This is a genomic window from Halorussus marinus (genome assembly GCF_004765795.1).
GTDB lineage: Archaea > Halobacteriota > Halobacteria > Halobacteriales > Haladaptataceae > Halorussus > Halorussus marinus.
The window spans coordinates 182,898-194,197 of sequence record NZ_SBIV01000007.1 but is presented as its reverse complement, the minus strand read 5'-3'; the positions used below and the strand labels follow the sequence as shown (position 1 = coordinate 194,197).

13 protein-coding genes are annotated in these 11,300 nt (G+C 55.5%); 11 read left to right on the top strand and 2 right to left on the bottom strand.

Annotated features, from left to right (window positions below; translation table 11 throughout):
* Positions 1-19 precede the first annotated feature (19 nt).
* Positions 20-217, bottom strand: a complete 198-nt coding sequence (locus EPY72_RS14850) for a heavy-metal-associated domain-containing protein (RefSeq protein ID WP_049938510.1) — start codon at positions 215-217, stop codon at positions 20-22.
* 134 nt (positions 218-351) lie between these two features.
* Here EPY72_RS14850 and EPY72_RS14845 point away from each other — a divergent pair, with 134 nt between their 5' ends.
* The 7 genes from EPY72_RS14845 to EPY72_RS14815 all read left to right on the top strand — a co-directional run bounded on the left by EPY72_RS14845 (position 352) and on the right by EPY72_RS14815 (position 7,239).
* A complete protein-coding gene (locus EPY72_RS14845; protein WP_049986206.1) occupies positions 352-942 on the top strand; it encodes an AsnC family transcriptional regulator in 591 nt (196 codons plus the stop codon).
* Between the two features lie 94 nt (positions 943-1,036).
* Positions 1,037-3,643, top strand: coding sequence for a heavy metal translocating P-type ATPase (locus tag EPY72_RS14840; protein WP_004594598.1), 2,607 nt, complete (start codon positions 1,037-1,039; stop codon positions 3,641-3,643).
* 17 nt (positions 3,644-3,660) lie between these two features.
* Positions 3,661-3,885, top strand: coding sequence for a DUF7123 family protein (locus EPY72_RS20190; RefSeq protein WP_004594599.1), 225 nt, complete (start codon positions 3,661-3,663; stop codon positions 3,883-3,885).
* Positions 3,882-4,883 carry a DUF63 family protein gene (locus EPY72_RS14830; protein ID WP_050050397.1) on the top strand — a complete coding sequence of 334 codons (1,002 nt, stop codon included), beginning with the start codon at positions 3,882-3,884 and terminating at the stop codon, positions 4,881-4,883. The genes EPY72_RS20190 and EPY72_RS14830 overlap by 4 nt, the downstream gene beginning before the upstream one ends.
* A 28-nt stretch (positions 4,884-4,911) precedes the next feature.
* Positions 4,912-6,087, top strand: coding sequence for an NAD(P)/FAD-dependent oxidoreductase (locus EPY72_RS14825; RefSeq protein WP_135806942.1), 1,176 nt, complete (start codon positions 4,912-4,914; stop codon positions 6,085-6,087).
* 312 nt (positions 6,088-6,399) lie between these two features.
* Positions 6,400-6,945, top strand: a complete 546-nt coding sequence (locus EPY72_RS14820) for a DoxX family protein (RefSeq protein WP_244605591.1) — start codon at positions 6,400-6,402, stop codon at positions 6,943-6,945.
* 6 nt (positions 6,946-6,951) lie between these two features.
* Positions 6,952-7,239, top strand: coding sequence for a hypothetical protein (locus EPY72_RS14815; protein WP_004594603.1), 288 nt, complete (start codon positions 6,952-6,954; stop codon positions 7,237-7,239).
* A gap of 264 nt (positions 7,240-7,503) precedes the next feature.
* On the opposite strand, the gene EPY72_RS14810 is transcribed toward EPY72_RS14815, so the two are convergent.
* Positions 7,504-8,502, bottom strand: a complete 999-nt coding sequence (locus EPY72_RS14810; protein WP_135806940.1) for a universal stress protein — start codon at positions 8,500-8,502, stop codon at positions 7,504-7,506.
* A gap of 456 nt (positions 8,503-8,958) precedes the next feature.
* On the opposite strand from EPY72_RS14810, the gene EPY72_RS14805 reads away from it, so the two are divergent.
* From EPY72_RS14805 to EPY72_RS14790, 4 genes are all read left to right on the top strand, one after another.
* The gene (locus EPY72_RS14805; RefSeq protein ID WP_004594605.1) at positions 8,959-9,453 is read left to right on the top strand and encodes a DUF411 domain-containing protein; all 495 of its coding nucleotides are present in this window, start codon (positions 8,959-8,961) and stop codon (positions 9,451-9,453) included.
* Between the two features lie 52 nt (positions 9,454-9,505).
* Positions 9,506-9,877, top strand: a complete 372-nt coding sequence (locus EPY72_RS14800) for a hypothetical protein (RefSeq protein WP_004594606.1) — start codon at positions 9,506-9,508, stop codon at positions 9,875-9,877.
* 7 nt (positions 9,878-9,884) lie between these two features.
* Positions 9,885-10,766 carry a class I SAM-dependent methyltransferase gene (locus EPY72_RS14795; protein ID WP_004594607.1) on the top strand — a complete coding sequence of 294 codons (882 nt, stop codon included), beginning with the start codon at positions 9,885-9,887 and terminating at the stop codon, positions 10,764-10,766.
* Positions 10,767-11,115: 349 nt separating this feature from the next.
* Positions 11,116-11,256, top strand: a complete 141-nt coding sequence (locus EPY72_RS14790) for a YHS domain-containing protein (protein ID WP_011222411.1) — start codon at positions 11,116-11,118, stop codon at positions 11,254-11,256.
* Positions 11,257-11,300: the final 44 nt, after the last annotated feature.

The following is an 11,300-nucleotide window of genomic DNA, read 5'->3' as shown; positions in this document are numbered from 1 at the left end:
CGACGAGAATCGGGATTTGTTACGCAGAGGCATCGTATCCAGCGTCTTCGACCACAGTCACAAGCTCATCCCGTTCAGCGGACCCCTCGACCGTCGCGGATTCTGAGTCACGATCCGCAGTAGCAGACGTAACCCCCTCAACTTCTTCGAGTGCCTCTTCGACGGTCTGCTCGCAATGTTCACAGGTCATTCCTTCGACGGTGATTGTCTGAGTCATATCCATTCGTAGATAGGGGCGAGTATTCTATGTGGTTTTCTGCTTAGAATCCAATGTTGTCGCAGCCCTGGATCACCGATTTCGAAGGTGTGTTGTGGGCAACAATAATGTATCCTGCGAGACGAAGCGGTCGTATGCGCAATTTGGATGAAACCGACTTAGAAATCCTCTCGTTACTCGCTGATGACGCCCGCCGCCCGTTCAGCGATATTGGCGAGGAGGTCGACTTGTCGGGGCCAGCCGTGTCTGACCGGGTAAAGCGATTACAGGAAGCTGGCATCATTAACAACTTCACGATTGACGTCAACCGGGCTCATCTCCGAGCTGGTGTACCGGTATTTATTCAGGCCGAAATCGGCTCAGCGTCGTTGGAGGCCGCCCGCGAGCGGGCTCGAGAGTCAGATGGCGTTGAACACGTCTTCACGACCTCCGAAGGAGATCTTTGGTTCTATGCCCGTGTTGAAGCCCAGAACGTACGTCAGTGGGTAGATGGACTCTTTAACGAGATCGATGTAGCAGATTACACCGTCACGCTAATTGACGAGCTTGAATGGACGCCGTCCGTTGATGGCGTCGAATTTGCACTCACCTGTGCTGAATGTAACAATACCGTTGATAATCAAGGTGAAACGACGAGAATCGACGGAGAGATCTATCACTTCTGTTGTCCGTCCTGTCTCACACGGTTCGACGATCGGTATCAGCGACTCGAAGAGGGAGCGTAACGCTGTCTTTGGAATCCAAATTTTCCTGCAGTCGAAACCCCGCCTCTCGAAGCAGTAAATCGCCTAAACCTAGACCCCGTATAGTAGAACAAGCATGACAAGCCAAACAATCCATCTTGATATCACGGGAATGTCCTGCGCCAACTGTTCGGCGACGATCCAGGACACTCTCGAATCGCTCGACGGGGTATCGGAGGCGGATGCGAACTTCGCCACCGACGAGGGTTCCGTCACCTACGACCCTGAAGAGGTATCGCTCAAAGAAATCTACGACGCGATCGACGAGGCCGGGTACGGCGCAGTCTCTGAGACGGTAACGATTGCCATCTCCGATATGACCTGTGCCAACTGCGCCGAGACCAACCAAACCGCTCTTGAAAATATTCCGGGCGTCGTTAATGCGGAGGTCAATTACGCAACCGACGAAGCACAGGTCACCTACAATCCTGCGGAAGTATCTATTGGTGCGCTGTACGATGCTATCGAGGAGGCTGGCTACTCGCCCGTCCGCGAAGATGGTGCCGACGAAGAGTCGGGCCAGGACGCACGAGATGCCGCCCGTCAAGCCGAAACTCGGAAACAACTCAGGTTGACCCTCTTTGGGGCAGTGTTATCGGCACCGTTGCTCTTCTTCCTCATCGACAATTATCTGCTCGGTGGCGCGATCGTCCCTGAAGCCGTCTTCGGTGTGGAACTTGGCTGGGTTGAGTTCCTCCTCGCCACGCCGGTACAGGCGATCCTCGGCTGGCCGTTCTATAAGAACTCGTACAAGGCGATCGTGAAGAACGGCCGCGCCAATATGGACGTGCTGATTGCGATCGGTTCAACAACGGCCTATCTATACTCTGTGGCAGTCCTTGCTGAACTCATTGCAGGTGGACTTTATTTCGACACGGCAGCCCTCATCCTCGTGTTCATCACGTTGGGTAACTATCTCGAAGCTCGGTCGAAGGGCCAAGCGGGTGAGGCCCTCCGAAAGCTCCTCGAAATGGAAGCCGAAACGGCGACCATTGTCCGCGAGGACGGCAGTGAAGAAGAAGTTCCACTCGAAGAGGTCACAACTGGTGACCGGATGAAAATTCGTCCAGGTGAGAAGATTCCCACAGACGGTGTCGTTGTCGACGGTCAGTCTGCCGTCGACGAGTCAATGGTCACTGGCGAATCTGTGCCTGTCGAGAAAGAGGAGGGCGATGAGGTCGTCGGCTCGACGATTAACGAGAACGGCGTCCTTGTCGTGGAGGCGACGAAGGTTGGAGAAGACACGGCCCTCCAACAGATCGTCCAGACAGTCAAGGAGGCCCAGTCGCGCCAGCCCGACATCCAGAATCTCGCCGACCGCATCTCCGCGTACTTCGTGCCTGCGGTCATCGCGAACGCCCTTCTCTGGGGTGTCGTCTGGTTCCTGTTCCCCGAGGCTCTCGCTGGCTTCGTCGACTGGCTCCCGCTGTGGGGTCAGGTTGCTGGCGGCCCGGCCCCGGTCGGTGGGACCGTTTCAGTCTTCGAGTTCGCGATAATTGTCTTCGCGTCCTCGATCCTCATCGCCTGTCCCTGTGCGCTGGGGCTGGCGACGCCCGCAGCGACGATGGTCGGGACGACGATTGGTGCCCAGAACGGCGTCCTGTTCAAGGGCGGTGACATCCTCGAACGCGCAAAAGACGTCGACACGGTCGTCTTCGACAAGACGGGCACCCTCACGGAGGGTGAAATGGAACTCACCGACGTGGTCGTCTTTGATAGCGATGGAAATGTGGTGACTGACGGTGGCGAGCCGACCCCAGATGGTGGACAGCTCAGCACCCGTGAGCGCCTCTCAGAGGATGATGTGCTTCGACTGGCGGCGATAGCTGAAAGCGGCAGCGAACACCCGCTCGCCCGTGCAATCGTCGAAGGGGCCGAAGAACGCGGCCTGGACGTGACTGAGCCTGACGACTTCGAGAACGTTCCGGGCCACGGGATCAAAGCAGTCATTGGTGACAGCGAGGTGCTGGTCGGCAACCGCAAGCTGCTGCGGGACAACGGGATCGACCCCTCTCCCGCTGAGGAGACGATGGAACGCCTCGAGAACGAGGGGAAGACGGCGATGCTGGTCGCCTACGAGGGGGAGCTCGTGGGTGTGGTCGCCGACGCCGACACAGTGAAGGAAAGCTCCAAGCAGGCTGTCACAGCACTCCAGGAGCGGGGAGTTGACGTGATGATGATTACGGGCGACAACGAGCGAACTGCCCGTGCGGTCGCTAAACAGGTGGGTATCGACCCGAAGAACGTCCGCGCAGGAGTCCTTCCTGAGGACAAGTCCAACGCGGTCGACAGTATTCAAGACGAGGGCCGGCAGGCGATGATGGTCGGTGACGGCGTCAACGACGCTCCGGCACTCGCGGTCGCACACGTCGGGACAGCAATCGGCTCCGGCACCGACGTCGCCATCGAAGCTGCAGACGTCACGCTGATGCGAGACGACCCGCTCGACGTGGTAAAGGCGATCCGAATCTCAGACGCGACACTCCAGAAGATCAAACAGAACCTCGTGTGGGCGCTCGGTTACAACACGGCGATGATTCCGTTAGCGTCGCTCGGCCTCCTCCAGCCCGTGCTCGCTGCAGCAGCAATGGCGTTCTCGTCGGTGTCGGTGCTGACGAACAGTCTCCTGTTCCGGCGGTACACCCCCGATCACGACTACAAGCTCTTCGGATTTCTTCGCTAACCGTCACCTCTAGATCAATGTCGAATATTTCCCGGCACACGGTTCGAAGGTACCTCGTCGAGACAGCCAGTAGCGAACCGACATACCTCCGGGCTCGCGAGATTGCCAGCGACCTCGACGGATCTCCCAAGGCAGTCGCGCAGTACCTCAGCCAGCTCCAGGACGAACTCACAATCGTTTCACTCGAACAGTGGGGGCGCTCGAAAAGCACGACGTGGCGATTGGAGGTGAACGGGTCGTGAGTACTGTCACCCGCCGCGTCGAGACTGTCCTTCCGGAGACCGGCTCACGCGAGTGGTGGGCGCTGTACCTGCTGGCCCCGCTCGTCCTTCTCGGTGGGGGCATCCTCGTGTTTCCGACGTTGGTCTACGACCGGTTCATCTGGCAGTATCTCTGGGGACCAGTCGTCGCCGATGCGGCCGGTCAGCCAGTCACGCACGAGGGGATTCGTGCTGTCCAGGGCTACAACGCGGTGAACACGGTAATCTACCTCGCGGCAGTCGTATACAGCCTCCCCGGACTACGTGCGTATCTCGACCAACTCGACGTCACGTTCGACGCACGACTGGCCTACGGGTTCGCTCCGATCATCATCGCAGGTGGGGCGATGCGCGCCCTCGAGGATCTCGGGCTGCTCGGGGACTACGCGGTGTGGTTCATCACGCCATCGATTTACATCGTCGTCACCGCTGTCACCATCCTCGCGCTCGGTGTCGGTGCACTCTTGCGTGACCAAAATATCGGATCTATCCCGCTAACAGTCGGGCTCGTCGGGTCGGTGTGGGCTGTCGGGGCCGTCTGGTGGGCTGTTTGGCACGGCCTCTCGACATCGACCCCACTCCGCCTATGGGTTCCTGTCGCGACGACGGGGATAGCGCTCGGCGTAACCGCACTCTACTACTGGGGCACGAGTTTCGCCAATATCACCCACCTTCGACACCCGCTAATTCTGCTGGCCGTTTTCGGCCAGTTGTGGGACGCTGCGCAGAATCTCATCGGTGTGACGTTCCTCGGCTACTCCCCAAAGCTGGTCGTGACGAATCTCGTGTACCAGGCGACTGGATTCTCCGGATCGACGTTCGTGCTGAAACTCGTCGTGACTGTCGGCATCGTGTGGTATCTCGCCGATGCGAAAGAGGAGATGAATCACACGTGGTGGTGGCTTATGACGTTCTTCATCGGAGCGATCGGACTCCCGATGGGCGTTCGTGGGTCACTTCGGATGCTGTTGGGAGCTTAACGATGGCCTCAAAGATTGGCAAAAACCGATGACTCGAACGTCCAAAATTGCGGTAATAGGTGGAGGGATGGCCGGGCTTGCAGCAGCTGCTGGATTCGACGACGCTGGATTCGTCGTCGAACTATATGAGCGGCAGTCCTACGATAGCAAAGGCGTTAATTGCGGAGAAGCGATGACAGCGGTATCGAAGATCCCACTCGAACCGACTGTAGAGAACGGCTTTCTCAACCCGCTGCCAGCGATGGAAGTGGAGGTGTATGACGGAATCGACGCCGATCGCCACCGCACTGGAGCCGGCACCTTTCCTGCTGCGGATACATATATAACGGACCGAAATGTCGTTGAGCAGTCCTGGGCAGAACAACTCTCAGAGAAGGGTGTTGACATCCACGAAAACCAGTCTATCACACGGACAGATTTCCACGAGTTCACCGATGAGTATGATCTCGTCGTTGATGCAACCGGTCAGCCATCACTCTCTAGTAAAGCGCTCGGAACAACCAACGAGTATTCAGGATATATGGTAGCGCTTAACAGTGATGTCGAAGGGGACTTCACCGAGTTGTACCCGAACAGCCGGATAATTCTGGAGAACTATACAGGGTACTCGTGGGCATTCCCGAAGACATCGCAACGAGCCAACGTTGGTATCGGCTGGACGGTCAGTGACCGGCCTAATGATTATATGAAGGCATTGAGGGAAGCCTGTGAGCGGAATGGGTGGCCAGTCCCGTCGCAGGAACGGACGAACGTCGCAATCATTCCCGAGGGACCAAGCCTTGATCCCGACAGAACCCATCTACCGGAGCATTCAGTCGTACGAGTGGGTGATGCTGCAGGTATAGCAAACCGACTCACCGGAAAGGGGATCTCACAGGCCATTGAATCGGGATTCTTGGCCGCAGAGCTGGCTAACAGAGGCCAATTACACAATTATCCTGATAGATTATATCAGAGGATGAAAACGGAGTACATTTTCGCCACAGTTGTGAGATACTTTCTTGAAACTCGTAATCCCAAGGTTCTGGGAGCAGCAATTCGTGCCGCTGCCGGGATCGATATTGAAGACGTTGACCGGTCTCCGAGTACAGTTCTACTGCGTCTCCTCCGCCACCCTGTTTTATTTGCCCGTATTTTCTCGAGACGACGAGTTTTAAACCGTGTCTATGGAGGAATGACTAACCAGTGGGAGTTAATTGATTGATATCCACTCGAGTTAAATTCTCAGAATCTGTTAGCTACTGAGAGGATCGGTAAGTACAAAGGATTAGATCAGTAGATGAATTCAGTCCCTCAAACAGAATTTTCCGAAATCCAGAAATCGGTGGGCTCAGATTCATCGGTGCTCCTGCTTACATGCCCCAGCACACAATCAGTGCGTTGAGGGTGACCGAATTCCTTCTTGAGGATCATCCAACTCACCTTTGACACCCGCGTTCCTGCAATGAGCCCCGACTCTTAGAGATCACGAACCACCACCAATCTTTTTACCACTTCTGATAAACCCAGTCGTGAGGTGAAGTATGCCATGTCAACACAATCCATTCGAACGAGATTTCTCGGAACTGAGACGTCGTTCTCGGTCTCAGGAGCCTGGTTGTCGTATTGGATCCTGCTGCTCCGGCTGACCGCCGGGTGGTGGATGCTCCACGCCGGCCTTGACAAGATCTGGGCGTGGCCCTTCGACGCCAGCTGGTTCGTCGGCGGAGCCGCTCAGGGCACGATTCTCGCCCCCTTCGTCACGCCGTTCAGCGACGGCATCCTGTTGGCGTTCGTCAACGTGGCGGTACCGCTTGGGCAAACCGCCATCGGTCTCGGGCTGATACTCGGTGTCCTCACGAGGACCGCCGCCTTCTTCGGTGCCTTCATGATGCTGTTCTTCTACTTCATCAACGGCTACGGTGGCGGCTGGGCCAACGGTATGGTCACGGGTGAACTCCTTGGGATCATGGTCTTCGGAACCATTGTGGCACTTGGAGCGGGCGGCGTCCTGGCAGTCGATAACCGCCTGCGTGAGATGGAACTGTTCGAGAACACGCGATTACGGAAACTCCTCGGGTGACTACCAATGAGTGACTTATCAACGGCCGACCAAATCGCCATGTACGTCGGCGGTGGCCTGGTTGTCTTGGGCGTCGTCGTGATCGGCCTGCTCGACATGCTACTGGGAGCCGGGCACCCAGTCGATAGCGAGGGAGCAATCGAACACGCTGCAGTGGTCCCCATCGACATTAGGGCGGGCATCATCCTGCTCGGCTTGGTGATTTGGGGACTCGTCGCCGTTTACAAGTTTGCCGCAGGGTCGGCACCGTCGGGATCGACTACGGGCCAAACCCCATCCGGCATGGACGACTAGTTCAACAACTCAGTCCGTGGAGCCATTTGCCAGTTAACTTTTCGCGTTGCTCGCACTAACGTCCATCTTATGTACCTAAACGTGAAGACAAATACGATTTTCAGGAGTAGCCCTATCGTTTCTTGGTTTTCCTTCTGGTCAGTACGCACGCTTTATTCAGCAGAACGAACTTAACACTCTTTGGTTTGGTAGAAGAAACGGAAATCAATACGCAATTGAAATTTACGAATTTAATACTGAAATTAGTATACTACAAATAATATTTCAATATAGCCTTGACTTCCGATTCTGGTTTGTCTTTCGAAGAAAGGTGTACGGGTGTTTTTTCAATTCAGCTGTCCCCCGGTTAATCGTTAGAACGGGGTAATCTGCTTCCTCGATCACTTGAGCTGCGACGCTTCCCTGTAATAGCCGACGAATGCCAGTCAATCCTCGTGTCCCCATTGTAACAAGATCGATGTCAGTCACCTCAGTGTATTTGAGAATCTCCTGCTGAGGTTGACCAAAGCTCAACGTAGTTCGGACAGGAACGTCCAAGGTCGCTGCCTTCTCCGTAATGTCCTCCAAGAGCCGAGTTCCCCGCTGTTCCCAAGAGTCAGTGACCTCTTCCCACGTGAATCCAGGCCGACTCGAATAGGACTGTTCGGAAATGACAAAAAGTCCATGTAGGGTTGCATCATACCGTTTAGCAATTTGTAGCCCATGTTTGAAGGCCACAGATGCCTCGTCGTATCCATCCGTAGGCACGAGAATATCTGTGAACTGACTAGTAGATAACTCTCCTACCGGACCAGAGGGATCCATATCAGGTATCGTCAAGACAGGAAGAGAGATATTTTGAATGATGTGGCTGGAGACGTCTCTCCGGAGAATTCGTGCTAATCTAGTCTGTGTAGGTTTCTGGTGGACAAGCAAATCGATATCATTCTCCTCAGCGTATTCCCGAATAACACCTGGAGAGTGCCCACTATCCACTGCTGGTATCACATTGAGTCCGAGCGAGTGGGCCTGATCCACCACGGGTTCAATTACCGCTGCTGCGTCCCATTCCTCTTGTTTAGTGACTTGGTCGGATTCCACCTCCGTGCGTTCCTCATCTTGAATAGATAATACGTGGAGAGCCGCATCATACGTTTCTGCAAGTGATAGGCCATATTGGACCACTGAGTCCCTTATATCAGCTCCGTAGAGTGGAATGAGGATCTGGTTGTACAGGTTGATGTCCGCACCTTCTCGAACTTCTAGATGGCTGGGGGAGTTCATACATATCTATACGTAACGACGATTTACCGTGCTTTCTGTTAAGAATCGAAACCGGGAGAACAGTCTCTGGGGTGGTGACTTGAGGCTTTTATCGCAAGTAACTCGCTATAGCACGTCTATTTCGAAAAGAGTGGAGACGTCGTTTGGAGTCGCATCAGTTCGACGAGAGCGTATTTCCCACAGTTTCGAGGAGTGAAGTGTCGGAGTCGGTGCGACGAGTCATGCTCTGGGTCATGTTGGGCGCAATTTAAGGCCGATATGCTCGTTGACGGAAAACCGTCACGGCAGCACCCTCGACCGATGAGGGTCGCCACATAGAGACGAATACGGGACTCTGACCTTTGGGGTTTCCTCCTCAGAACTGAAAGTCACCTTCCCCGTCGTGCTTGAATCCGTTCTCAATACACAGGAAAGGTCGACGTACAATTGAATACTTCCGAGCCAAGTGACGAGCATATGGAACGGGCCGTAACTCGTCGCGAACTACTACGGGTCGGTGCGACGACAGTCGCACTCGGAACCGCCGGTTGTTTGGGGTCATCGAGTGGGGATGAGTGGGATATCGAGGGAACGCTAGCGGTGACGAACGCCCAACAATACAGTTCACCAGGCTGTAGCTGTTGTGGAAAATATGCGTCGTACCTGCGGGAACAGCTCGACACGACGCTCGGGGAAACCGAAACCGAGGACGTGACGGATCTCAAGCGCCAACACGGTATTCCATCGGATCTACAGAGCTGTCACACACTCGTCCTCGACGAGTACGTCGTCGAAGGACATGTTCCTGCCGAGGTTATCGCGACGATGCTCGAGGAAGAGCCGGCGATTGACGGCATCGCGTTGCCCGGGATGCCGGCTGGATCGCCGGGGATGGGCGGGACGAAGTCCGACACATTCACCGTCTACAAACTCGGCGGCGGAAAGACAGGTGACGTGTACACCGAAATCTGAACAGAAAACACCTGGTCAAGATACTTTGGGACGGCAGTCGACACCCTAAACAATGATTCGACGACTCCTCCACGATCTCGGATACGTGCTTGCATACGTCCTTTTCCTCGGCGCGAATACGCCAGAATCGGTCGTTACCCGTCTTCGCATCGCCTATCGCCTTGTCGGTGTCCGGATCGTCGAGACGCCACAGGTTGATTCGGTCGAACGGACGATCTTCCTGTGTCCGTACCGAAATCTGGGCACTACGTGGGTTAGGGAGAAGTGGATCTGTCACGACATCCTGGACCGCGTCGACGACGGATACGTGACGTATCTCCGACGGCACAAGGGAATCGACTACCAGCGTCCTCGCGGGTGTGCCGACCTCGCGTACTGCGACGAATCCGAGTACTGCTATTCGGAGGTTTCCGAACTCGAGTAGGTGGCCGATGGATCAGAGTACTCTCCGCCACCGAATCACCGACCAGTTTTCTTACCGCGGCGAGCGAGCCGATATCTGGCGGGCGTTCGACCTCCTGTTCGATACTGACGAGTTCCTCAATCTCGGCTACTCGGAGTGGTACCAGCCACATATAGCCGGTTCGAGTCAACGTCGCCTCGTCACGGAAGTCGGCTCAAGGGTCGCGTCGCATCTACCCACAACCGACGGAGTGCGCCTCCTCGATGTCGGCTGCGGTCGGGGGGGTCCAGCCCTCCACCTCGCCTATCAGTTCGGCTTCAACGTCACTGGTGTCGACCTCGTTCCGTACAACATCCAGATGGCAACCGAGAACGCACGGGGTAAGCACCTCGATTCCGAGTTCATCATCGGTGACGCGACACAACTCCCGTTTACCAGGGACTCGTTTACCGCGTGTACAGCCATCGACGCACTCGTATACCTCCCCGAGCGGAATCGCGTTTTCGCTACAGTCGCAGATACCCTCGAACCCGAGGGGGTTCTCGTAGTCTCCGATCTCGTGATGCAGTCAGACGTGACTGAAACGGAACGGAGATTGGTCGATTCATTTGCGGATGCGTGGGATATGCCGTCCTTGGGTACTGTTGAAGGATACAAAGCTGCTCTCGACGAGACGAGCTTTGAGCTCAAAGCGGTCGAAGATATCACGAAACACAGCGTCGGACGCTTCCGAAAGTGGACGACGCTGTACCTCCAGCTACTCACGAGCCCGCTCCGGGCTCTCATTGAACGACTGTTAGGAGCGTATGATCTCGATCCCCCAGCGATTACTGAGCAGGTACGGAAGGCTCACCACGCGCTGCCGTTCCTGCGACACGTTATCTTCGTTGCGGAACTAGAGACTACTTGACTGCTACTTGCACGGCGCAAGAAAGAATCGGATCGTCACGTCGACGCTTGAGCATCCACGAATTTGGATGGACCTGTGGGGTCTTCACTGCTCGTGATTGTCGTGTGGTGGATCGTGACCCATAGGTTTAGAATTGGTTCAGACTCCAGTATTTATATAGGACACAGATAGGAATCCGTTGGTATACTCGAACGATAGTTCGGGATTGTGAGGTACTAACCGTTGATTGTGGAGTCAGAAAAGCCAAACCGTGCAGCACGGCTCAAATCGCTATGTATCCCGACTTTGGATTGCTAAGAACAAATTGCTTGATTCAGGCCCTCGTACCATTGATGTGGGGTGAAACCGAATGGCAACTGATCCAGTCTGTGGAATGGACGTCGATGAAAGTGATCCGGCGGCCACAGCTGAGTACGACGGTCAGACGTACTACTTCTGTGCCGAGGGCTGCAAGGAGACGTTCACCTCGACACCGGAGGAGTACGTCTAACCGTCACACCCCACACCTGCGTCGTAGCTCCCCCACACCCACCC

Bases quoted from the DNA above. Each gene is read 5' to 3' on its own strand.
- EPY72_RS14850 (WP_049938510.1), bottom strand. From the start codon at position 217: ATGACTCAGACAATCACCGTCGAAGGAATGACCTGTGAACATTGCGAG.
- EPY72_RS14845 (WP_049986206.1), top strand. From the start codon at position 352: ATGCGCAATTTGGATGAAACCGACTTAGAAATCCTCTCGTTACTCGCT.
- EPY72_RS14840 (WP_004594598.1), top strand. From the start codon at position 1,037: ATGACAAGCCAAACAATCCATCTTGATATCACGGGAATGTCCTGCGCC.
- EPY72_RS20190 (WP_004594599.1), top strand. From the start codon at position 3,661: ATGTCGAATATTTCCCGGCACACGGTTCGAAGGTACCTCGTCGAGACA.
- EPY72_RS14825 (WP_135806942.1), top strand. From the start codon at position 4,912: ATGACTCGAACGTCCAAAATTGCGGTAATAGGTGGAGGGATGGCCGGG.
- EPY72_RS14815 (WP_004594603.1), top strand. From the start codon at position 6,952: ATGAGTGACTTATCAACGGCCGACCAAATCGCCATGTACGTCGGCGGT.
- EPY72_RS14810 (WP_135806940.1), bottom strand. From the start codon at position 8,502: ATGAACTCCCCCAGCCATCTAGAAGTTCGAGAAGGTGCGGACATCAAC.
- EPY72_RS14805 (WP_004594605.1), top strand. From the start codon at position 8,959: ATGGAACGGGCCGTAACTCGTCGCGAACTACTACGGGTCGGTGCGACG.
- EPY72_RS14800 (WP_004594606.1), top strand. From the start codon at position 9,506: ATGATTCGACGACTCCTCCACGATCTCGGATACGTGCTTGCATACGTC.
- EPY72_RS14795 (WP_004594607.1), top strand. From the start codon at position 9,885: ATGGATCAGAGTACTCTCCGCCACCGAATCACCGACCAGTTTTCTTAC.
- EPY72_RS14790 (WP_011222411.1), top strand. From the start codon at position 11,116: ATGGCAACTGATCCAGTCTGTGGAATGGACGTCGATGAAAGTGATCCG.